The organism is Clostridium sp. ETTB3 (assembly GCF_053571985.1).
In genome coordinates, this window is record NZ_CP199832.1 from 1090699 (window position 1) to 1113568 (window position 22870).

A 22870-nucleotide genomic window follows, 5' to 3' on the forward strand; every position below is an offset into this window, starting at 1 on the left:
TTTTAGTTAGGAGTTAAGAGTTGAGGTGAAAATTCAGCTTAGGCTGAATTTTAGAAAAATATATTTAAAGGGGATGTCGAATTAAGAATAAATACTATAATATATCGTATTAATTTTTATTTTTTAAAACAATATATTGTGTATAAAAGTTTTAGTGTGACAGCCCCATCCAAAATTACTAACTAAAAAATACTAACTAAAGCTAATTTATTTCGCAATTTATAGAAAACTATGTTATAATCGTTTAGAAAAATTTCAAAAGGTGTGAATTTTATGTAAGTAAAAGTTGAAATTTAGATATTATTTAAATTAGTAATAGTTTATTTTAATAAAATTTAAAGTGTAAAAATTTTTATAATAAAGTAGATAATAATATTAAAGTTTAAATTAAATATAGTATTTTTTTAGGAGAATTTTAAATATGAATAAGATTAATTTTAAGGGTAGTGTTATGTTAAATCCTACACCTGTAGTATTAGTGACAAGCATTAATAAAGAAGGAAAAACAAATGTATTTACTATAGGATGGGTAAGTACTGTTTGCACAAAACCTCCTGTGATAGCGGTAGGAATAAGACCAGAAAGATTATCATATGAATACATAAAAGAAAGTGAAGAATGTGTAATTAATCTTACAACTAGGGATATGGTTAAGATAACAGATTATTGTGGAGTTGTAAGTGGTAAAAGAGAAGATAAAATATCTAAATTAGGATTAAAGTTAAATTCTGGTGTTGCTATAGATACACCATCTTTAGAAGTTTCGCCAGTTGCGTTAGAGTGTAAATTAAAATCAATAACTCCATTAGGTACTCATGATATGTTTTTATTAGATGTAATAAATGTTAAGGTTAATGAAAATTTATTGGACGAAAAGGGTAAAATACATTTTGAAAAAGCCAATTTAATTGCATATTCACATGGAGAGTATTTTGGTTTAGATTCAAAACCACTTGGATCATTTGGATATTCTATACGTAAAAAACAGAAAGTAGAAAAGGAAAAAATGCAAAAAATAAAAGACAATTAAAAAAACTACAAAAAAAATAGAAGTTTAGATAAAAATATGGTATAATTAGTCGAAAGATAGTAAAAAACTAAAAAAATGGAGGAGTTATTAATGGCTTTATATAATTTAATTGAAAAGAAAAGAAAAGAAAAAAGAAAAAAAATAGTTAAAGCTGCAGTGCTATCAACAGTAGTTGGTGGTGGTATTGGTGCTTTATCTGGAATATTATTAGCACCTAAATCTGGAAAAGATACTAGAGATGATATAAAAGAAAAAGTAAATAATGCAAAAGCAAAAACTATAGAGCAATCAGAAAATTTAAAAAATAATGTAAAAGAAGCTAAAAGCAAAATAAAGAATTATTTAAAGGATAGAAAAGATAAAGAAGCTGTTACTTCAGAAGAAGTAGAAAATGAACAAGCTTTAACAGAAGAAGTTTCAACTGAAGAAACTGTTGAAAGTAATATATAAGGTGAAGAAATGTATATTAGCCTAAATAATCTTTTTATGGGAATAATATTTGTATTATTAATATGTATACTAGTATTAGGTATTATATTTTTACTTAAATTAAATAAAACAATAAGTAATGTTTTAGAAATATTAGAAAATAATAAGAAAAATATTGAATATACATGTGATAAATTACCTGTTGTAAGTAAGAATATGGTTGAAATAACTGATAATATTAAAGATATAAGTGAAGTTGCTACAGATTTTACTGCAGATGCAATTGTAACTAAAGAAAATATTATTAACAATTATGATATGGTAAAAGAAATATTTAAAATAATAAAATCAGTTTTCATTAAATAAAAGAGTCTTTAGACTCTTTTTTTGTATGTATAAGAATGGATAAGTTTTTTATTTAAAACTTTATTTTCGAAATATAGCTGATTGATGAATATTAAATATATTTAATTTAATATTAAATAATATATAAAGTTAATTAGATATATATAGTTTTTTATTGAAAACTTTAAATAGTTAAAATAAAATGTAAAGAAGAAAATATTTTTTAAATTATAGTTATAATTTTACCATATTTATGCAAATTAAAAAATATATTATAGAAAAGAGGGATAAAAATGTTCATTATATCATATAAGCTTCCTTATGAGAAGTTAGATTCAACTATAGAAAAACTTGCAATAAACGATGTTTATAATGTTTTTTATGAAAATCCATTGGAAATAACAACGGATGATTATGGATATGGATATATAGAAAGAGAAGATGAAGAAATAGTCTTAAAGGTTGCCTTTGAAGAAGAGGAGGGATTAGAAGAATTTAAAGAAAAATTAAAAAATATATTAGAAATGGATTATATAAGTGTAGAAGAAAATAATTATGATTACACTATATATGATTTTCCAGCAATTAATTTAGATGATAAGTATGTTATAGCTAGTCCAGATGCAGAGTTTGAAGGAAAAACAAAAATTAATTTTATTTCTCAAGGAGCTTTTGGAACAGGACTTCATGAAACAACTCAAGATATATTAAAATTAATTTTAAATGATTTAAATTTAAAAAATAAAACTGTTTTAGATATTGGAACAGGATCAGGAATTCTTTCAATTGCTGCATCTATTTCAGGTGCAAAAAGTGTTGTAGCTGTTGATATAAGAGATGTCGAAGACGAAGTGATGTTAAATGCATCATTAAATAATTTAACCAATATAGAAGCTGTAGTAGGTAATATATTAGAAGATAAAACTTTAATTAAAGAAAATTTTGATTGGATATTCATAAATATTGGTGGGGAAGAAACTAAAATGTTTATGGAGTACATAAAGAATCATTTAAATGAGAATGGAGATTTATTAGTTTCAGGACTTGTTGAATGGAGTTTTGATGAAGTTAAAGAAAATGTAGAAAGTTATGGATTTAAACTTCAAAGTAAACATCAAACTAATGAATGGGTAACAGCGGTATTTAGTTAGTAATTACCTAAGAAATAATTTTTCTATTTAAAAATTAATTAAATAAAAATATAAATAGGCTACATTATATTTGAATTTACAAATTCAATATAATGTAGCCTTAAGTTTAGAAAATTATAACTCTTGTTGAGTTAAGTACTTGTTGCCAAATTTAATTAATATCTTGAATATCTTCTTCTGTTTTTTTTACGTCTCTTAGAATTCATCATTAATTTAATTATAACAATAATTAAAACCACAATTAAAACTATTATTAATAGACTAAGAACATAAATACCAATATTAGCTTTTAGTAATTGCCCTGTACTTAATGTAATAGAACCTTTTAAAGTTTCGCTATAAGAACCAGAAGTATAAACTAAATTAACAGTATTGTTAGAAGCAACTTTCCATGCATTTAGTTCATTAGAAGGAACTTTTAAAGTTGAATGAGTATCATTATAATCATTTTTATAATAATTTATATCTTGGTCTAAAACAACAGGTGCTGTTATAGTTTTTGTTGGACCAAAAAACCTAAATAATTTATAATTTAATTCAACACTTGAAACTTCAGTACCAGCAGCTTTATATTGTGTTTTTTCAGCAGAATAGCTATAATCAGCTATTGATTGAGTATCATTAAATACATTCATTCCATCTGCACCGTATAAAGAACCTAAAACAACAGTAATTAAATTTCTTCCATTTCTATTGTAATAACCAACAAAGCAATGACCAGCTTTAGTTTCATTACCAGTTTTTCCACCAACATTACCATCAATACCTAATAATTTATCCCTAGTTTCTATATAAATTATTTTACCATCTAAAGTAACAGAAGTTTTTGCAAGACCCATAGATTCTCTTACCCAATCATTAGCATAAGCTGCTTTAGCAATAAGAGCTAAATCATAAGCAGTAGTAACATTATGATTATTAGGATCAGTTTCTAATCCATTTGGATTAACAAAGTTTGTATTTTCTGCACCAAGATCTTTAGCTCTTTGATTCATTAATTTAACAAATGAATCAACAGATCCAGAAACAGATTCAGCCATCATAATAGCAGCATCATTTGCTGAATAAACCATAACTGCATCCATAACTTCATTAGCAGTTAAAGTATCACCAGGTTTTGCAGTATTACCAATAAAATTATTTAAAGTTGTTTCTTTTAAAGCAGCTGAGTTAGCACTATAAGGAATTGAATCAGATTTACTTTTATTTTCTGCAAATAATAATGATGTTAAAAGTTTAGTTGTACTAGCTGGTGAACGTTTTTCATCAGCATTTTTTGAGTAAATAATTTCACCAGTATCTAAATCCATAGTTATAGCAGATTCACCCATTATACTTGGTTGAGTTGCTGCAAAAGCATTAATAGTATTAAATAAAGGTACTGCTACGGATAAACACAGCGTTAAGGCAACTGATTTTAAAAATTTTCTTGACATAAATCTCCCCATCCTCTTTCTAAGTTAATATTATTTTTGATTATTATTTAATCTGTTAATCATTACTTCTTTTGCTTTTAATTCTAATGAATCATCAAGCTTTTCTAAAGCTACTTCAGAATATTTAATTTCTAAAGCAGTTTTAATAAATCTATCAGCAAGTTCAGGATTTTTAGCAAGTAAAGATCCATGGAAGTATGTGCAGTAAGTATTTTTATAAATACATCCTTCATAACCATCAGAGCCATTATTTCCATATCCATGTATGCATTTACCAAGTGGTTTTAATCCATTTAAATAAGTTCTTCCTGAGTGATTTTCAAATCCAACATAGGTTTCATTAAAATCTTCATTGTAAATTATAGTATCACCTATAAATCTAGTATTACCAGCTTCAGTATAAATATCTAATATTCCTAATCCTTGAATTTTTTCTCCATTAGGAGCAGTGTAATATTTACCTAATAATTGATAACCACCACAAATTGCAATTAAAACTTTACCATTATTAATATAACGTGATAATTCATCTTTTTTATTAGTCATTAAATCATTAGAAACTATTGATTGTTCATAATCTTGGCCACCACCAAAAAACACTATATCATAGTCATCTGCATTAAATTCATCATTAATTGAAACGTTAATTACATTAACTTTAATCCCACGATTTTCAGCTCTGTGCTTTAAAATTAATATATTTCCAACATCACCATATACATTTAATAAATCGGGATAAAGGTGACAAATATTTAATTCCATAATAGCCTCCTTATACTACCAAAGATTTTTAATATATCCTTTAGAATGTAAGTATTTTCTATAATTTATCATTGCTGTATAAGTTGCAAGGATATATATCTTTTTGTTTTTACCATTTTTAATTTGATTAGTTAAATTTTCATATTCTTCTTCAATAACAAATTTAGAAGGTGAAATACCTGCAGTTTTTAATCTTACAGCCATATCAAAAGTTCTAAGACCAGATACATATACTTCATCTAATTTTACATTATTTAAATTTTCAAAATTAACATCCCAAATCCAAGAAACATCTCTTCCATCTGCATAATTGTCATTTAATAAGAATGCACAAGAAAATGGTTCTTTATTTAAGCAAAGTGTATCTAAAGCTTGATTATAGCCTGCTGGATTTTTAACTAATATTATTTTTGCTTCTTTATCATCGATATTTATTATTTCTTGTCTTCCAAAGCTAGAACTTTGACTTTCTAAAGATTTTTTTATACAAGAGTCATCAATATTAAGTTCTTTAGTTATTGAATAAGCACAAAGAGCATTATAAATATTATATACACCAGATTGACCTAAAAATATTTTAGTATCTCCAAATTTAACAGTAGAGCTTTCTGCTGTTAATTCTACTATTTCATCTACACCATATTTTAGAGTAGGACGTTTATATCCACAGCCTGTACAGTAATAATCTCCTAAATGATTATATGTAACAAAGTTATAGCTGTAAGGTGTCTTACAGAATTTACAGAACTTCGAATCTGCATTAACATCAATAGTTTTATTTTCATTTATTGGTGTTTTAAAACCATAAAAAACTAATGGATTTTTTACATCAAGCTTACCAAGTAATGATTCATCACCATTTAAAATTAACTTACTTGTTGGAACAAGAGTTATACCTTCTAAAATTTTAGATAATGTAGTATAAACTTCACCATATCTATCTAATTGATCTCTAAATAAGTTTGTTACAGTAATTATTTCAGGAGTAAGGTATTTTGTTATAAATTTTAAATTTGCTTCATCTACTTCAATAACAGCATATTTATCTTTAGCTTTGTTAAAAAACTTATAGTTTTCTACAAAGGTAGTAACTATTCCTGGAAAAAGATTTGCACCAGTATTATTAGTTATTACTGAATAGCCTTTTTCTTTAATGATATTATAAATCATGCTTGTAGTAGTAGTCTTACCATTAGTTCCTGTGACAAGTATTACTTTATATCCCTTAGAAACAGTAGATAAAATATTTTTATCTAATTTTAATGCAACTCTTCCAGGGAAAGTAGTACCCCCTTTTAAAATGGTTTTAGTAAGAAATAATGTAAATTTTGTTGCTAATATACTGAGAATTGACTTAATATTAATTTTTTTTCACCACCTAAAAACAATTTATTTCATTATTAGTAAAATATTAAACTATAATAACATAAAAATAGACTTATAGCTTAAATTATATAATATTATTTTTAATATTACATCAATACTAAAAATAGTATAACATAAACTTGCATTTTAACAAATGAAAGTTGTTAGTAAAATTAAATTTAATTAAAAAAATATATAAATAAAAATATGCTACAAATATGAATAAATATTTAATATGATTTATATTATATTGACAGTAGATAAGGTGAGTAACATAATTAAAGTAAAATCTTAAATTAAAAACTAAAGAGGAGATGGGCGACTTGAAAAAATTTTCATTTATAGATAAAGAAGGGAAAGAAATAAAATGTTACAAATGGGAATCAGAAGGAGAAGCAAAGGGAGTAATTCAAATATCTCATGGAATGACTGAATATGCATGTAGATATGATTACGTTGCTAAGAAGTTTTCTGAAAATGGATTTATTGTATATGCTCATGATCATAGAGGACATGGAGAAACATCAAAGAGTGAGGAAGAGAGGGGGTATATAGCTGACAAAGAAGGCTTTGATTTACTTGTAGAAGATGTTAAAGAATTAAGTGATATAATAAAAAAAGAAAATGAAGAATTACCATTAATATTATTTGGGCATAGTATGGGGTCATTTGTAAGTCAAAGATATATTGAATTATATGGTGATAAAATTGATGGAGTAATTTTATCAGGAACAAATGGAAGACCTGATCCTATAACAAAACTTGGAATAATAATTTCAAGAGATGAAATGATTTTAAGAGGAAGAAAAGCTAAAAGTAAGGTTATGGATAAGTTATCATTTGGTGATTTTAATTCTAATTTTAAGCCAAATAGAACTGATTATGATTGGTTATGTTCAGTAGATGAAGAAGTTGATAAATATATAGCAGATCCTCAATGTGGATTTGTATGTACAACATCATATTACTATGATTTAATAAGAGGATTATGGAAAATTAATGAAAAGGAAAATTTAAAATTAATACCTAAGGATTTACCAGTATTAATTTTTGCTGGCGATAAGGATCCAGTAGGAGATTTTGGTAAAGGTATAATAAGATTATATGAATGTTATAAAGATTTAGGTATAGAAAACTTAAGATATAAATTATATAAAGATGGAAGACATGAAATGTTAAATGAAAGCAATAAGGATGAGGTAATTGAAGATATATTAAAATGGTGTAATGAAATTCTTAAAAAAGAAAGCAAAGTAATGGTATAGAATTTAAACACTCATAAACATTATTTACCTTTAAGTAACATATATTTTAATAGTAAATTAAAGAGGTGATGATTATGAGTAAGAAAAATAAAGTTAATGATGGGAAAAAGAAAGTTAATAAAAGAAATAATATATTTAAAAAAATATTTTGTGTTAATGGAAGATTTGAGTTAATAGGATTATTAAAAAATCTTGCAATACCTTTAGTAGGGGGAATAATAATTTCCTTAATAACTAAAGATTCAATGAGTACATATGGTTCGTTAAAAAAAAGTATAATAACACCTCCTGCTTTTGTATTTTCTATAGTATGGACTATTTTGTATATAATGATGGGCCTTGCAGCTTATAGAATATATATGAATAATAAGCAAGGAAAAAATGACTATAATAGTTATTTTAATTACTTAGTACAATTACTTATAAATTTTTTATGGTCAATTATATTTTTTAATTTTAGATTATATGGAATTTCATTTATATTAATTATTATTTTGCTAATTTTTATAATTATAACTGTTATTAAATTTTTTAAGACTGATAAAATAGCAGGAATATTAATGATTCCTTATATTTTATGGACAGTATTTGCAACATACTTAACATTTTATATTTGGATGTTTAATGAAATGTAATTAATTAAATTTGAATTATAAAATTAAATAAGATAAAATATAAAAAGAATTATTAAGCTTCAAGTAGAGTTTTGACTTTGTTTGGAGCTTAGATTTATTTATTATATGTATTTAAATATTTACAACTAGTAATAAAAATATAGTAACTTATATAAGAGTATAAATTATATATTTAATATAAAGTATGAAAGTTTAAAATTAAGAAATAAAAAAAGAAAGGGGAAGCTACTAGACAAAATATCTTAATAAATACAATGTTTTATGAGTTAAGAATTGTAAATAGATTTTATCTATAAAATAAACTATGTAATACACGTATCTTTAAGGAAAAATCTTGATATTGGTATATTTTGAGTAGCAGAAGAGTATTTTGAAAAAAGTAATAATAGCAGAAAAACCATCAGTTGCTAAAAATATAGCAGATGCATATAAAATAAAAACTAGAAGAGATGGATTTTATGAAGGCGACGATTATTTAGTAACTTGGGCATTTGGTCATTTGCTTCAATTATATGATGCAAAGGATTATGATGAAAATATGAAGGGATGGAGAATGGAAAAGTTTCCATTTATTCCAGAAGATTTTAAGTACAAAATAAAATGTGATAGTAGCAATAGAGAAGTTGTTGATAAGGGTGCAGAAAAGCAAATAAATATTATTAAGAGCTTAATTGATAGAGATGATGTTGATGGGGTTATTTCTGCAACTGACTTTGACAGGGAAGGTCAAGTTATTTCAGATGAGTTATTTATTCATTATGATATAAAGAAGCCTATTTACAGGCTTCTTCTTAATGAATGGACTGAGGATGAAGTAAAAAAGGGAATGGCTAATTTAAAACCAAATAGTGATATGAAGCCACTTCAAGATGCAGGAATAGGAAGACAATTGGCAGATTGGACTATAGGTATTAATTTAACATCAGTTGCAACTTTAAGGTATGGAGCAAGTGAAAAAAAGACTATTAACATAGGACGGGTTTTATTGCCAACTTTAAAGATAATTTATGATAGAGATAAAGAAATTGAAAACTTTAAGGAAACATCATATTTTAAATTATTAATTAATTTAAAGTCTAAAGATAATATAGAATTTGAAAGCCTTTATTATGAAAATGGATCTGAAAAGTTTGAGAAAAAAGATTATTTAGATAATTTAACTAAAATATTAAAAGAAAAACAAGCTGTAGTAATAGATAAAGAAATTGAAAAGAAGAGGGAATATCCACAAAGTCTATTTAATCTTTCTAATTTACAAGGATATATAACGAGTAAATATAAAGGGTGGACTTCTGATAAGGTATTAAAGGTTGCTCAAGGACTATATGAAAAGAAGCTTATAACATATCCTAGAACTGCAAGTAGTGTTTTAGAAGAAAGTTTAGTAGATAAGGCCCAAAAAGTTTTAGAAACTCATAAAAAGGGGTTACCTTATGAAGAAGAAATAAAATTTATTAAATCTAAAAGAGTATTTGATAATTCAAAGGTTGAAAGTCACAGTGCAATTACTCCTACATATGTAATACCAAAAGGATTAAGTGCAGAAGAACAATATGTTTATAATGCTATAAAAAATAGATTTATAATGCAATTTATGCCAGTTGCTGAATTTGAAGAAACTAAAATTACATTAAAGGTTAATGATGAACATTTAAAAGGTGAATTTATTTCTAAGGGAAAGGTAGAGATTATTAAGGGATGGAGAGTTGTTGAAAAAATAGAAACTAAAGATACTATATTACCTTTGATTGAAAAAGGAGAAAATTTAGATATAGTAGATAGTAAAGTCAATAAGGTAACTAAAAAACCACCTAAATATCATACTGAAAAAACTCTTTTAAGAGTCATGGAGACTTGCGGAAAATCATTTAAAAATGATAAAGATGAAGAAGAAAATGATGAAAAAAATACTGAAGAAATGATGCAAGTAATTTTAAGCGGGTTTAGTATAGGCACACCAGCAACTAGAGCAGAAACAATAAAGAAGCTTAAAGATATAGGATATATTAAAACAAAGGGAAAAAGTTTAACAACAACAGAATTAGGTAGAACTATTGTGGAGATATTTCCGGCCAGGGAATTATTGGATTTAGAATATACAGGAAGGTTAGAAAAAACATTAGCTGATATTGAAAAGGGAAAGTTTAAAAAAGAAGATTTTTTAAATTTAATTTATGATTTTACAAGACAATCTGTAGAAAAAATTAAAAATGACAATTCTATGCTTCATAAGTTTAAGATTGAAAAACCAGAAGGGGTAGAAGAAATAGGAAAATGTCCTGTATGTGGCAATTCAATAATTGAAGGTGAAAAGGGATTTGGGTGCATTAATTGGAAAAATGGATGCACATATACTATTTGGAAAAATGATAAGTTCATTGAGTCATTAGGTAAAATGGTAACTAAGGAAATGGTTGAATTGCTTCTTAAAAATGGAAAGGTTGGATTTAGAAATTTAAGAAGTAAAAAGGGAACTTTATTTTCTGCATATTTAAGATATGAAAAAGATGAAAAGACAGGATATTATAGTTGGAAATTTGAATTTATAAATTAGAGAATAATAGTCAGCAATTATATAGTTGCTGGCTATTTTGTTTTGAAAAGAGAATAGATTAATTGAGCAAAAGGGCTGTGTACTAACTTTTAGTGCATAGCCCTTTTAAGAAAAATAAATTATTATTTTATAAATATTGATAATAAGGAATAACATAATGGTGCTAAAAATACTGTAACTATTCCGGCTACACCTATTGACAATGAACTCATAGCACCTTCTTGTTCACCTATTTCTAATGCTTTTGATGTTCCAACAGCATGAGAAGCAGTTCCTAATGATACACCCCTTGAAATTGGATTATTAATTTTTAAAACTTTAAATACAGTAGGTCCAACTATTGCACCAATTATTCCAGATAAAACTATAGCAAGAACAGTAATTGAAGAACTTCCACCAAGAGAATTAGTTATTTCAATACCAATAGGAGTAGTTACACTTTTAGATAATAGAGAAACAGTTAAACTATTGTCTAATCCCAAAAATGTTGCAATAGAAATTACAGATAATACACTAACTAAGCTTCCAACTAATATTCCAGAAAATATAGGTAAAAAGTTTTCTTTAAGTAAATTAAGTTTTTTATATAGTGGCACAGCTAAAACTATAGTTGCAGGTCCAAGAAAAATATTTATAAATTGTCCACCATTATTATAAGTATCAAAATCTATATTAAATATTTTTAAAAAGCAAATTATTAATATAGTTGCAGTTAAAAGTGGATTAAAGATGGGTAATTTTGTTTTTTTATAAATAAATAATCCTATTTCAAATGAAATTAAAGATATAAATATTCCAAAAAACATATTATTTGAAATTATATCCATTTAATTAAGCCTCCTTTTTATTAAGAAAATCATTATTATCATCATTATCATGTTTTGATTTCTTTTTACAAATAAATTCTACTGTTAAAGCTGTAGCTGATAATACTATTATTGTAGTTATAATACATAATAGTATGATTTTAAATAAACTACTTTTTAAATCAGCAAATGAAGTCATTAGTCCTACAGATGCTGGAATAAAGAAAAAGGCTAAATGATCTAAAAAAAAGTTAGCTAATGGTTCAACTTTTTCAACTTTTACTATGTTAGAGGTTAATAATAAAAATAGTAATATCATTCCTATAATATTTCCAGGGATAGGAAGATGAAGTAGTTTAGAAACTAATTCTCCTGCAAAATAAATTGAAAGAATCAAAATAGATTCTCTAAAAAATTTCATAGATAAGCCTCCTTAAATTATTATGTAATTTTAAAATCTACTATTTATAGTATAATACAAAAAAATATTGTGTCTAGAAGGTGAAAAGTATATTTTATGTTAGAAAATTAAATAGAAATGTGAAAAATAAAGGCGTAAAACGATTACTGTTAGTTAACAAAAAATAATTATAAATCATAATATAAATCATAACAATATAAAAAATATCTAAAAGGAGTATATATGAATAAATGCTTTAAGCGTATTGCAGCTATATTTAGTGTAATAGCAATAATAGGTTCTACTTTTATGGGATGTAGTAAGGTAAATGATAAAAGAACTGAAAGTACAAATTTAAAAACCATAAGATTAAATGAAGTTGTAAGATCTGTATTTTATGCACCAATGTATGTTGCAATAAATGAAGGTTTCTTCGAAGAGGAAGGACTTTCAATAGACTTATCAACTGGACAAGGTGCAGATAAAACTATGCAACAATTGTTAAGCGGTAATGTGGATATTGGCTTTTCAGGACCAGAGCAAGTTGTTTATATTTACAATCAAGGGAGAGAGGATTATCCAGTAGTATTTGGACAACTTACACAAAGGGATGGTTCATTTTTAGTTGGAAGAGAAGAAGAGGAAAATTTTGACTGGTCATCATTAAAGGGTAAAGAAATAATTGGTGGAAGACCAGGTGGAATTCCAGAAATGGCTCTAGAATATGTATTAAAACAAAATGGGTTAAATCCAGAAAATGATGTGAAAATGGTTACTAATGTAGATTTTACAGCTACAGCAGGTGCCTTTAAATCAGGAATTGGAGATTATGTTGCATTATTTGAGCCAACAGCAACTATGCTTGAAAAAGATGGTGCAGGAAATATAGTTTCATCAATAGGTAATGAAGCAGGAAATATTTCATATACCTGTTTTTATACAACTAAATCCTATATGGATGAAAATCCAGATATAATTCAAAAATTTACTAATGCAATTTATAAGGGACAACAATGGGTTCAACAACATACAAGTGAAGAAGTAGCAGATTCAATTATTTCGTTTTTTCCAGGAACAGATAAAGAAGTAATAGTTAAAGTAATTGATAATTACAAAAATATAGAAGCATATTCAGAAACACCTGAAGTAAGTGAAGATGGATTAAATAAATTAATGGATATTATACAAGGATATGATGAAAGTTTAATTACTGAAAGACCTGATTTTAATATTATTGTTAACAATTCATTTGCAAAACAAGCAATAAAATAGAAAATAATAAAAATTTTAAAAATAAGTAACTAAATAGATATAAAATGATTGGTGGTGGTAAAGTGAGTCTCTTAGAAGTAAAAGATGTAAATATGAACTATCATACTATAGATGGTACTACAGAAGCCATAAAAAATATAAGTTTTAAGGTTGAAAAGGAAGATTTTATAAGTATTATAGGTCCTTCAGGATGTGGAAAGTCAACCTTGCTTAATATAATAAGTGGAATACTAATTCCATCTAGTGGAGAAGTGAAATTTTCAGATTCATCAATAAAAAATAATTTAGATAAAATGGGATATATGTTTCAAAAGGATTATTTATTTCCTTGGTTATCAGTTAGAGAAAATGTATTGTTAGGACTTAAGATTAAAAAGATATATACAAAAGAAAACATAAAATATGCAGAAAGCTTATTAAAGTGTTATGGGTTAAATAAATTTGAAGAGCATAAACCTGAGCAGTTGTCAGGAGGAATGAGGCAAAGGGTAGCTTTAATAAGAACATTGGTATTAAGACCAGAAATATTATTGCTTGATGAACCATTTTCTGCTTTAGATTATCAAAGCAGATTAAAGATGACAGATGATGTGTATGAAATAATTAAAAGAGAAAAGAAAACAGCAATAATGGTAACTCATGATTTAGGTGAAGCAATAGTAATGTCTAATAGAGTTATAATTTTAAGTAATAGACCAGCAACAATTAAAGAAGATGTAAATATAAAATTTGAAAATAAAGATGAAACTCCTTTCGATAAAAGAAAAGAATCAGAATATAATGAGTATTTTAGAAAACTATGGGGGGAGTTGGATAATTAATATGGAAAAAGAACATGAAGTATATTTAAAAAAGGTAAAAAGAAATAAGTGGAAAATAGGAATAATAAGAATTGCAATATTGGTTATATTTATTGCACTTTGGGAAGTTGCAGCTAAATTAAAATTGATTGACCCATTTTTAACATCAAGTCCAAGCAGAATAGTAAAATCATTAATTAGTTTTGTTAATGGAGGTACATTATTTAGGCATATATGGGTAACTTGTTATGAAACTATAATTGGATTTATGTTAGGAACTATTTTAGGGGTAATTATTGCAATAATATTATGGGCATCTAAGACAGCATCTAAAGTATTAGATCCTTATTTAGTAGTGTTAAATGCTTTGCCAAAGGTTGCACTTGCTCCAATTATTATATTTTGGGTTGGGAATGGAACTCCAGCAATTATTACAATTGCATTATTAATATCGATTGTTACAACTATAATAAGTGTTTTAACTGGTTTTAATGAAGTTGATGAAGGTAAAATGCTATTGATGACAACATTTCAAGCAAATAAATGGCAAAAGTTAAGATATTTAGTTTTTCCAGCATCAATACCAGTAATTATATCTGCTTTGAAAATAAATGTAGGACTTTCATGGGTAGGAGTAATAATGGGTGAATTCTTGGTGGCAAGAGAAGGATTAGGCTTTTTAATAATATATGGAGGTCAAATTGCTCAATTAGATATGGTTATGATGAGTATTGTTATTTTATCAGTAATTGCATTTATAATGTATGAAGTAGTTGCAATTTTAGAAAATAAGCTTGTAAATAAAAAAAAGTGAGATTTACAATAATGGCAAATTAAGTTTTTTTAGTAAAATAATAAAAATAAATCAAAGTTTGCCATTTTTAATTACATAAATTTGAATATAATGTAGAAAAATAAATTATTATTTGAAAAAGAGTACTTTTTTTGTTAAAATTATATATTATAAATAAAGAGTAAACAAATGGAGGGATTATGAAAAAGAATACAAATGACTCCTTAGGCAAAAATAAAAAAATAAAAAAAGGCAAATATTTTGAAACAATAACTACATTAAGTCTTTCTATATTATTTGCTTTCGTGGTCTTAGTTGGTACTCAAAGTATAATGGGAGCAAAGACAACTACAATAACAGAAAATAAAGCAGAGAAATATTACTATGATGGTAAATATGATGAAGCTATAAATGAATATATGGAAATGCAAAAGAAGGAAGCTTGGCCTATTTGGACTGTTAAAACAGCAGAAATTTACTCTATTCAAGGTAACTTAACAAAGTCAAATAATTTATTAAAAGAAGCTATAATAAAAAGAGATAAGATAATGCTTGAAGATGGAAAAAAATACTTAGAGCAAGATAAAGAGTTAATTAATAAAGTTATATTTACTTTTTATATGAATAATGATCTTGAACAAGCTGAAAGGCTAGGAGAATATTATTTAAATACATATAATACATATAAACCGTTATTAAAAACAATGTTTGCAGTATATTTAGCAACTGACAAAAAAGATTTAGCTAAAGAAATAGTTAAAACATATCCAATTGATTTAGAAGATGCATATGACTTAGCTGTTTTAGGTAAAATGCAACTTATGTTAAAGGATTATGAAGGTGGATTACATAATTTAAGATTATCATATGAATTAAATAAAAATGAAATAAAGATATATGATGTAATAATGGAAGTATGTGAATTTGATAAAAATTCATTATTAAAAAAAGTAACTGAATTATCAGGAGAAAATCCAAAAGTTGAGGCATATAAGGCTTGGCTTGAGGAAATTAAATCTTTTGATAAAAATATTAATGATTTTAATAGTAAGGTAATAAATGAAATAAATACTTGCATTAACACTAGTGAGCTAAATAAGGATTCATATGTAGAATCATATGTTGAAGCTTGGAAAAACTTTAATAATGAACAATATGATAAAGCAAAAGAATTATGTACTGAAGCAATACTGAGAAATAGTAAATATGAAAATTCATATATTTTAATGGCTAATATATTATATAAAACAAAAAGTAGTGATAAGGGTGAAGGTTATATAAGAACAGCTATATATAATGAGCCATATAATTACAATTTAATTATGAATGTAGCAAAATTACAAGAAAATTTAAATAATAATTTAGAATTAGCTAAGAGATATTATGAACTTGCACTAAATTTAAGCAATGATAATCCAGAAATATATTATGACTTAGCATTATTAAAATTTGAACAAGGAAATAGCAAAGAAGCAATTTTAGATTTAAAAAAAGCTTTATCTATAAGTAAGAATAGTAAATATTATAGGGCATTAGGAACAATTTACTATAATGAAGGAAAATATGGTAATGCAATTGAAAATATAAAAGAAGCTTATAATATTAATGCAAATGATGTTTTAGCTTTAAATAATGCTGCATGTTATTATGCTATGGTAGATAAAGATATATGGAGAGCATATTCAAACATTGAATCAGCATATAATGAAATGAGTAATTTATTAGATAATGAATCAAAAGAATTAATTACAAAAAATTATAACATCATAAAAGAAATATATAATAAATATATTAATAATGAAAATATAACTATTGATGTTAATGGATTAGAATTAGCATTTTAATACAAATGAGAGATAATAAAATTTATCTCTCATTTTTTTTAATAAATACTCAAAAATCATTTCTAATTTTTATAAAATATGGTAATATATTCTATAAAGAAGTGTTCTGAATTTTATGAAAAAATATAATAAAATTGAATTTAAGAAAATAGTACTTAGAAGGTAATAGTTTGAGTAATTTGAGTGGGAGGAATTAAAAATGGGACAAAAAATTAAAAAGATAGCTTTATTAACAGGTGGTGGAGATTGTCCAGGCCTAAATGCTGTAATAAGAGCCGTAACAAAGACTGCAATATTAAATTATGGTATTGAAGTAATTGGTTATAAGTTTGGATATAGAGGATTATATAATAATGATTTTGTTTCTTTAAATTTAGATTCAGTAGCAGGAATATTGCATAGAGGAGGTACAATTCTTTATAGCTCTAACAAAGATAATTTATTTGATTACCTTGTAGAAGAAAATGGTGTGATGGTAAAGAAAGATGTATCTGATGTTGCAAATGAAAATTTAAAAAGAGAAGGTGTTGATGTTTTAGTAGTAATTGGTGGAGATGGAACATTAACTTCAGCTAGAGATTTTGCTAGAAAGGGAGTTAATGTAATTGGAGTTCCTAAAACTATTGATAACGATTTATCATCAACAGATGTTACATTTGGATTTAATACAGCAATTGATGTAGCAACAGAGGCATTAGATAGACTTCATACAACAGCAGAGTCACATCATAGAATTATGATTTGTGAAGTTATGGGAAGAAATGCTGGATGGATAGCATTAGAATCAGGTATAGCAGGTTCTGCAGATGTAATTCTTTTACCAGAAATACCTTATGATATTAAAAAAATTGAAGAAAAAGTAAGGCAAAGAGAAGCAGAAGGAAGAAACTTTACTATAATTGTAGTTGCAGAAGGAGCAAAACCTAAAGATGGAGATGTGGTAGTATCTAAAATAGTTTCAGATAGTCCAGATCCAATAAGACTTGGTGGAATTGGAAATAAACTAGCTGATGATTTAGAAAAGTTAATTAAAGATCATGAAGTTAGATGTACTGTTTTAGGACATGTACAAAGAGGGGGAAATACTTGTACTTATGATAGAATTCTTTCAACAAGATATGGAGTTGCAGCAATGGAATTGATTATTGAAGGAAAATTTGGACAAATGGTTTGTTTAAAAGGTGATACTATAACTAATGATACTTTAGAAAATGTAATAGGACAAAATACTAAGAAAGTAAATCCAGAAGGTGAATTAGTACAAGTTGCTAAAAAGATAGGAATTACTTTTGCAGAATAATAATTGGATATAAAGCATATAAATAGTGACAGATACAAAGGGTAATTTTATTAATAAGATAATCTTTTGAGCTGTCACTATTTTATATTATATAAATTTGGTGAATAAACTATAAAGTAGTAAATGCAAATTTAGAAGATATCAAAAAATTTACAGTAAATACTTCAAAATATTCTGACAATATGATATACTTATATTAAAGTAAAGGAAATTTATTGAATCAGTAAATTTAGGAGGGTATTATGAAAGAAATAAAGAAATATTTAGAATCAAGGATTGGAAAATATAGTTTCTTTTTTGAAGATTTGAAAAGTGGTTATGTGTATGGATACAATGAAAACGTTTCTATGACAGCTGCTGGATGTATGAAGCTTCCAATAGCTGTTTCGTTAATAAAAGCAGTAGAAGAAAAGAAACTTGATTTTATGGATAAGATTAAAATTCAAAGTAAAGATAAGGTTTATGGAACAGGAATTATTCATGAATTTAATGAAAGGGAATATACAGTATTTGAACTTATGGTTATAATGCTAATACAAAGTGATAATACTGCTGCAAATAAAATAATTGATTTAGTAGGAATGGAACAAATAAATGAAGATATAGTAGCTATGGGATTAAAGAATACAAAGTTAAATAGAAAGACAAATGATGAGAGAACTGTAGTTTCAAATATTGAAAATATAACAACAGCATATGATTTAGCAAGAATATGGAAACATTTATCAAATGGAACCTTTTTATCAAAAGATAATGGGCAAATGCTTATTGATATATTAAGAAGACAACAAATTAAAAATAAATTAGCTTTATATATTCCAGATGATTTAAAAATTGAAATATCAAGTAAAACTGGTGATAAAAAAGGTGTTGAAAATGATACAGAATACTTAGAACTTCCAAAAGGTAAATTTACTTTTACTGTATTATCAGAAGGAATTCCTAATAGTGTTTATGGAACTGTTTCTTTAGCAAAGTGTGGAAAAATGATGTGGGATGAAGTAATGAATAATTGGAATTAAATTACATTGACAAAATTTGAATGTAGTGATATTCTAACAAAAAAGAACCTTTAAGAGAATCCGAGAGATTCATAAGGAAGCTGTAATAATACCCATATTGTATAAGATTACTATACCTTCCTTATGTCTAAGGGAGGTTTTTTTTGTATTCTTTAAATTTAACACTGTGATGTTAAAAAGGAGTGATTATAAAAAATGAAAAATAAACATTTAATAAGTCCAATGGATTTTTCAAAAGAAGAACTTAATGAAATTTTTGAATTAGCAGAAAAATTTATTTCAAATCCAAAAGAATTTTCACACATCTGTGACGGCAAAATTTTAGCTACACTTTTTTATGAACCTAGCACTAGAACACGTTTTAGCTTTGAAGCAGCTATGATGAGATTAGGAGGGAAAATACTAGGTTTTTCAGAACCAAATTCAACCTCCAGTGCAAAGGGAGAAACATTAGCAGATACAATAAGAATGGTTTCTATTTATTCAGATATAATTGCAATGAGACATCCTAAAGAAGGAGCAGCAAAAGTTGCAAGCATGTATTCATCAGTTCCAGTTATTAATGCAGGGGATGGTGGACATCAACATCCAACTCAAACACTAACAGATCTTTTAACTATTAAATCACAAAAAGGAAAATTAGAAGGGCATACAATAGGGATTTGTGGTGACCTAAAAAATGGGCGTACAGTACAATCGTTAATAATGGCTATGTCTAGATATAAAGATGTTAAATTTATACTTATATCTCCAAAGGAATTGGTAATTCCAGAATATATAAAAGAAGAGGTATTAAAAAGAAATAATATATATTTTAAAGAAGTAGAAAATATAGAAGAAGTAATTGAAGAATTAGATATACTATATATGACAAGAATTCAAAAAGAAAGATTTTTTAATGAAGAAGAATATTTAAGATTAAGGGATTGTTATGTATTAGATAATGAAAAAATGAAAAGGGCAAAATCAAATATGATAGTAATGCATCCACTTCCAAGAATAAATGAAATTGCAACAGAAGTAGATAATGATTGTAGAGCTGTATATTTTAAACAAGCTGAATATGGAATGTATGTAAGAATGGCATTAATAGTTAAGTTATTGGAGGATTGTAATGTTACAAATAACTAGTATAAAAAATGGATTTATGTTAGATCATATAAAAGCTGGAATGGGTGTAAAGATATTTAGATATTTACATTTAGATGAGTTAGGACATCAAGTTGCTTTAATTATAAATGCAGATAGCAAAAAGATTGGAAAAAAAGATATTATAAAAATTGAAAATTTAGAAACAATAAATTATACAGTTCTTGGGTTACTTTCACCAGGAATAACTATAAATGAAGTAAGAAATGAAATAATTGCAAGTAAAATAAAGCCGGAATTACCAGAAGAAATAAAAAATATATTAATATGCCAAAATCCTAATTGTATTACTTCAGTGGAAAAATACATACCCCATAGCTTTAAATTATTTGATAAAGAAAAGGGAAGTTATAAATGTGAATATTGTGAACAAATTATAAATCCAAGTGAGGTATAAAAATATGAATTTATTAATAAAAAATGCTAATGTAATAGATGCTAATGGAAAATTTCAAGGTGATATATTAATAATAGATGGAATAATAAATCAAATTGGTAAAAATATAGATAAAAATGGAGTGGAAATTCTTGATGCAAAGGGATATACAGTAATGCCTTCTTTTATAGATACACATGCTCATTTTAGAGAGCCAGGATTAACTTATAAGGAAGATATAGAAAGTGGATCTAAGGCAGCTGCAAAAGGAGGCTATACTGGAGTATGTTTAATGGGAAATACTAATCCAATTTGTTCAACAAAGGAAGTAGTAGAATACGTTAGAAATAAAGTAAGGGAAGTAGGATTAATTGATGTTCATCAATGTGTATCAATTACAGAAAATTTTAATGGTAAATCTATAGAACACTTAGGGGCTTTTAATGATGATAATGAACTTATAGCAATAACTGATGATGGTGTTGGAGTTATGGATTCTAGTATTATGATGAAGGCAATGGAAAAGGCAAAGGAAAATAAGTGGATTATAATGTCACATGCAGAAGATAGAACATTTTCTAAAATAGATATGAGAATAGCAGAGGATTTAATGACTATAAGAGATTTATACTTAGCTAAAGTAACTGGTGCAAGATTACACATGGCTCATGTAAGTACAGTTGAATCAATTAATGCAATAAGAGAAAGTAAAAAGACAGGAAGTAATGTAACTTGTGAAGTTACACCACATCATATAGGATTAACATCAGATATAAGTAATTATAGAGTAAATCCTCCAATAAGAGAAAAAGAAGATGTTAATGCAATAATAAAAGGAATTAAAGATGGAACTGTTGATTGTATAGGTACAGATCATGCACCACATACTGAAGAAGATAAAAAAAATGGTGCTCCAGGCATGGTAGGATTAGAAACTGCATTTAGTATTTGTTATACAGAATTAGTAAAAAATAATGGTATTTCTATAAATAAATTAAGTGAGTTAATGTCTAAAAATCCAGCAAATATTCTTAAAATGAATAAAGGAATAATTTCAGTTGGAAAAGATGGAGACTTAGTATTAGTTGATTTAAATAAAGAAATAACAATTGATAAAGAAGCATTTGCATCTAAAGGTAAGAATACTCCTTTCCAAGGAAGAAAATACTTTGGAGAAATTGTAAAGACTATAAAGGGCGGTAAAGTAATATATAGTAAATAAGTTTAGTATTATCATAAGAGAAGAAGGGTGAAGTTAATATGAAAAGTTTTATAATGGATAAGTTATATAAAAGAGTTGAGGAAAGAGGTGTTGTGTGCTTAGGGTTAGATACAGCTGTTGAATATATACCTTCACATATTTTAGATGGAAAATCAATAGAAGAAGCAATATTTGAATATAATAAATCAATTATAGATGAAACTTTAGATGTTGTAGCTTGCTTTAAGGTTCAAATAGCATATTATGAAGCTTTAGGATTAGCTGGGCTTATGGCATATAAGAAAACATTAGAATATTTAAGAATAAAGGATGCAATTATAATTGCAGATATAAAAAGAGGCGATATAATGGCAACTGCAACTCAATATGCTAAAGGTCATTTTAGTGGAGATTTTGAAGCAGACTTTATTACTTTAAGTCCATATATGGGGATGGATAGTATAGAACCATATATGCCATATATGGAAAATGGGAATAAGGGTGTTTTTGTATTAGTTAGAACTTCAAATCCAGGAGCTGAAGATATAGAAAATATTGATACAAAAGATAATAGCAAAGTTTATAAGGTTGTAGGTGATAAACTTACTAAGATGGGTGAATCTATAAAAGGTGAATGTGGATATTCAGCTATTGGTGGAGTTATTGGATGTACTCATGTTGAAGAGGGTAAGGAAATTAGAGAAAGATATAAAAATATGTTTTTCTTAATACCTGGTTATGGAGCACAAGGAGGAAAAGCAGAAGATGTAGCTTTATATTTAAGAAATGGAAATGGTGGAGTTGTAAATTCATCAAGAGCTATTCTTTTAGCATATAAAAAGGAAAATAAACCAGAAGAATTTGCACTTTGTGCAAGAAAAGAAGCTATAAGAATGAGAGATGAAATAAGAAAAGCTGTTAATAATCTTTAGGAG

General features: G+C 26.2%; 22 protein-coding genes. 17 read left to right on the plus strand and 5 right to left on the minus strand.

Annotated features, from left to right (window positions below; genetic code table 11):
• Window positions 1-421 precede the first annotated feature (421 nt).
• The 4 genes from ACUN06_RS05390 (at window position 422) to ACUN06_RS05405 (ending at window position 2955) form a co-directional block, all read left to right on the plus strand.
• A complete protein-coding gene (locus tag ACUN06_RS05390; RefSeq protein ID WP_449390176.1) occupies window positions 422-1030 on the plus strand; it encodes a flavin reductase family protein in 609 nt (202 codons plus the stop codon).
• Between the two features lie 90 nt (window positions 1031-1120).
• On the plus strand, window positions 1121-1480 hold the full coding sequence (locus ACUN06_RS05395) for a YtxH domain-containing protein (RefSeq protein WP_291731188.1): 360 nt from the start codon (window positions 1121-1123) through the stop codon (window positions 1478-1480).
• Window positions 1481-1489: 9 nt separating this feature from the next.
• Complete coding sequence (locus ACUN06_RS05400) at window positions 1490-1825, plus strand: hypothetical protein (protein WP_291731186.1); 336 nt, start codon at window positions 1490-1492, stop codon at window positions 1823-1825.
• Between the two features lie 272 nt (window positions 1826-2097).
• The gene (locus ACUN06_RS05405) at window positions 2098-2955 is read left to right on the plus strand and encodes a 50S ribosomal protein L11 methyltransferase (protein WP_294366973.1); all 858 of its coding nucleotides are present in this window, start codon (window positions 2098-2100) and stop codon (window positions 2953-2955) included.
• A gap of 155 nt (window positions 2956-3110) precedes the next feature.
• Here the strand turns inward: ACUN06_RS05405 and ACUN06_RS05410 are convergent, their stop codons facing one another.
• The 3 genes from ACUN06_RS05410 to ACUN06_RS05420 are packed head-to-tail and all read right to left on the minus strand — an operon-like array spanning window position 3111 to window position 6518.
• Window positions 3111-4391 (minus strand): D-alanyl-D-alanine carboxypeptidase family protein, encoded by a 1281-nt coding sequence (locus tag ACUN06_RS05410; RefSeq protein WP_291731182.1) that lies wholly within the window; start codon window positions 4389-4391, stop codon window positions 3111-3113.
• Window positions 4392-4421: 30 nt separating this feature from the next.
• The gene (locus ACUN06_RS05415; protein WP_291731181.1) at window positions 4422-5153 is read right to left on the minus strand and encodes a type 1 glutamine amidotransferase; all 732 of its coding nucleotides are present in this window, start codon (window positions 5151-5153) and stop codon (window positions 4422-4424) included.
• 15 nt (window positions 5154-5168) lie between these two features.
• Window positions 5169-6518, minus strand: coding sequence for a Mur ligase family protein (locus ACUN06_RS05420; RefSeq protein WP_291731259.1), 1350 nt, complete (start codon window positions 6516-6518; stop codon window positions 5169-5171).
• 314 nt (window positions 6519-6832) lie between these two features.
• Between ACUN06_RS05420 and ACUN06_RS05425 the strand changes: the two genes are divergently transcribed.
• From ACUN06_RS05425 to ACUN06_RS05435, 3 genes are all read left to right on the plus strand, one after another.
• A complete protein-coding gene (locus tag ACUN06_RS05425) occupies window positions 6833-7783 on the plus strand; it encodes an alpha/beta hydrolase (RefSeq protein ID WP_294366981.1) in 951 nt (316 codons plus the stop codon).
• Window positions 7784-7857: 74 nt separating this feature from the next.
• Window positions 7858-8418 (plus strand): TspO/MBR family protein, encoded by a 561-nt coding sequence (locus tag ACUN06_RS05430; RefSeq protein ID WP_449390177.1) that lies wholly within the window; start codon window positions 7858-7860, stop codon window positions 8416-8418.
• A gap of 370 nt (window positions 8419-8788) precedes the next feature.
• Window positions 8789-10972, plus strand: coding sequence for a DNA topoisomerase (locus ACUN06_RS05435; protein WP_449390178.1), 2184 nt, complete (start codon window positions 8789-8791; stop codon window positions 10970-10972).
• Between the two features lie 122 nt (window positions 10973-11094).
• Here the strand turns inward: ACUN06_RS05435 and ACUN06_RS05440 are convergent, their stop codons facing one another.
• A complete protein-coding gene (locus tag ACUN06_RS05440; protein ID WP_291735635.1) occupies window positions 11095-11799 on the minus strand; it encodes an LrgB family protein in 705 nt (234 codons plus the stop codon).
• A gap of 4 nt (window positions 11800-11803) precedes the next feature.
• Complete coding sequence (locus ACUN06_RS05445; RefSeq protein ID WP_291735637.1) at window positions 11804-12199, minus strand: CidA/LrgA family protein; 396 nt, start codon at window positions 12197-12199, stop codon at window positions 11804-11806.
• 222 nt (window positions 12200-12421) lie between these two features.
• On the opposite strand from ACUN06_RS05445, the gene ACUN06_RS05450 reads away from it, so the two are divergent.
• The 10 genes from ACUN06_RS05450 to pyrF all read left to right on the plus strand — a co-directional run bounded on the left by ACUN06_RS05450 (window position 12422) and on the right by pyrF (window position 22867).
• The gene (locus ACUN06_RS05450; RefSeq protein ID WP_449390179.1) at window positions 12422-13450 is read left to right on the plus strand and encodes an ABC transporter substrate-binding protein; all 1029 of its coding nucleotides are present in this window, start codon (window positions 12422-12424) and stop codon (window positions 13448-13450) included.
• 62 nt (window positions 13451-13512) lie between these two features.
• Window positions 13513-14271: an ABC transporter ATP-binding protein gene (locus tag ACUN06_RS05455; RefSeq protein WP_449390180.1), complete on the plus strand. Its 759-nt coding sequence runs from the start codon at window positions 13513-13515 to the stop codon at window positions 14269-14271.
• 1 nt (window position 14272) lies between these two features.
• A complete protein-coding gene (locus ACUN06_RS05460) occupies window positions 14273-15064 on the plus strand; it encodes an ABC transporter permease (protein ID WP_291733228.1) in 792 nt (263 codons plus the stop codon).
• Window positions 15065-15243: 179 nt separating this feature from the next.
• Window positions 15244-16887 carry a tetratricopeptide repeat protein gene (locus ACUN06_RS05465; RefSeq protein ID WP_449390181.1) on the plus strand — a complete coding sequence of 548 codons (1644 nt, stop codon included), beginning with the start codon at window positions 15244-15246 and terminating at the stop codon, window positions 16885-16887.
• 199 nt (window positions 16888-17086) lie between these two features.
• Window positions 17087-18187 carry a 6-phosphofructokinase gene (locus ACUN06_RS05470; RefSeq protein WP_291733234.1) on the plus strand — a complete coding sequence of 367 codons (1101 nt, stop codon included), beginning with the start codon at window positions 17087-17089 and terminating at the stop codon, window positions 18185-18187.
• Window positions 18188-18429: 242 nt separating this feature from the next.
• Window positions 18430-19209, plus strand: coding sequence for a serine hydrolase (locus tag ACUN06_RS05475; RefSeq protein WP_291733235.1), 780 nt, complete (start codon window positions 18430-18432; stop codon window positions 19207-19209).
• A gap of 195 nt (window positions 19210-19404) precedes the next feature.
• Window positions 19405-20340 (plus strand): aspartate carbamoyltransferase, encoded by a 936-nt coding sequence (pyrB, locus tag ACUN06_RS05480; RefSeq protein ID WP_291733238.1) that lies wholly within the window; start codon window positions 19405-19407, stop codon window positions 20338-20340.
• Entirely contained in the window at window positions 20324-20755 is a 432-nt protein-coding gene (locus tag ACUN06_RS05485; RefSeq protein ID WP_291733240.1) for an aspartate carbamoyltransferase regulatory subunit, read from the plus strand. Before pyrB ends, ACUN06_RS05485 begins: the two co-directional genes overlap by 17 nt.
• 4 nt (window positions 20756-20759) lie before the next feature.
• Window positions 20760-21956 carry a dihydroorotase gene (locus tag ACUN06_RS05490; RefSeq protein ID WP_291733242.1) on the plus strand — a complete coding sequence of 399 codons (1197 nt, stop codon included), beginning with the start codon at window positions 20760-20762 and terminating at the stop codon, window positions 21954-21956.
• Between the two features lie 38 nt (window positions 21957-21994).
• Window positions 21995-22867 carry an orotidine-5'-phosphate decarboxylase gene (gene pyrF, locus ACUN06_RS05495; protein WP_291733244.1) on the plus strand — a complete coding sequence of 291 codons (873 nt, stop codon included), beginning with the start codon at window positions 21995-21997 and terminating at the stop codon, window positions 22865-22867.
• Window positions 22868-22870: the final 3 nt, after the last annotated feature.

Excerpts from the sequence above, each read along its gene's own strand:
- ACUN06_RS05390 (WP_449390176.1), top strand. The coding sequence starts at position 422 with ATGAATAAGATTAATTTTAAGGGTAGTGTTATGTTAAATCCTACACCT.
- ACUN06_RS05395 (WP_291731188.1), top strand. The coding sequence starts at position 1,121 with ATGGCTTTATATAATTTAATTGAAAAGAAAAGAAAAGAAAAAAGAAAA.
- ACUN06_RS05400 (WP_291731186.1), top strand. The coding sequence starts at position 1,490 with ATGTATATTAGCCTAAATAATCTTTTTATGGGAATAATATTTGTATTA.
- ACUN06_RS05405 (WP_294366973.1), top strand. The coding sequence starts at position 2,098 with ATGTTCATTATATCATATAAGCTTCCTTATGAGAAGTTAGATTCAACT.
- ACUN06_RS05410 (WP_291731182.1), bottom strand. The coding sequence starts at position 4,391 with ATGTCAAGAAAATTTTTAAAATCAGTTGCCTTAACGCTGTGTTTATCC.
- ACUN06_RS05415 (WP_291731181.1), bottom strand. The coding sequence starts at position 5,153 with ATGGAATTAAATATTTGTCACCTTTATCCCGATTTATTAAATGTATAT.
- ACUN06_RS05425 (WP_294366981.1), top strand. The coding sequence starts at position 6,833 with ATGGGCGACTTGAAAAAATTTTCATTTATAGATAAAGAAGGGAAAGAA.
- ACUN06_RS05430 (WP_449390177.1), top strand. The coding sequence starts at position 7,858 with ATGAGTAAGAAAAATAAAGTTAATGATGGGAAAAAGAAAGTTAATAAA.
- ACUN06_RS05440 (WP_291735635.1), bottom strand. The coding sequence starts at position 11,799 with ATGGATATAATTTCAAATAATATGTTTTTTGGAATATTTATATCTTTA.
- ACUN06_RS05445 (WP_291735637.1), bottom strand. The coding sequence starts at position 12,199 with ATGAAATTTTTTAGAGAATCTATTTTGATTCTTTCAATTTATTTTGCA.
- ACUN06_RS05450 (WP_449390179.1), top strand. The coding sequence starts at position 12,422 with ATGAATAAATGCTTTAAGCGTATTGCAGCTATATTTAGTGTAATAGCA.
- ACUN06_RS05460 (WP_291733228.1), top strand. The coding sequence starts at position 14,273 with ATGGAAAAAGAACATGAAGTATATTTAAAAAAGGTAAAAAGAAATAAG.
- ACUN06_RS05465 (WP_449390181.1), top strand. The coding sequence starts at position 15,244 with ATGAAAAAGAATACAAATGACTCCTTAGGCAAAAATAAAAAAATAAAA.
- ACUN06_RS05470 (WP_291733234.1), top strand. The coding sequence starts at position 17,087 with ATGGGACAAAAAATTAAAAAGATAGCTTTATTAACAGGTGGTGGAGAT.
- ACUN06_RS05475 (WP_291733235.1), top strand. The coding sequence starts at position 18,430 with ATGAAAGAAATAAAGAAATATTTAGAATCAAGGATTGGAAAATATAGT.
- pyrB (WP_291733238.1), top strand. The coding sequence starts at position 19,405 with ATGAAAAATAAACATTTAATAAGTCCAATGGATTTTTCAAAAGAAGAA.
- ACUN06_RS05485 (WP_291733240.1), top strand. The coding sequence starts at position 20,324 with ATGTTACAAATAACTAGTATAAAAAATGGATTTATGTTAGATCATATA.
- ACUN06_RS05490 (WP_291733242.1), top strand. The coding sequence starts at position 20,760 with ATGAATTTATTAATAAAAAATGCTAATGTAATAGATGCTAATGGAAAA.
- pyrF (WP_291733244.1), top strand. The coding sequence starts at position 21,995 with ATGAAAAGTTTTATAATGGATAAGTTATATAAAAGAGTTGAGGAAAGA.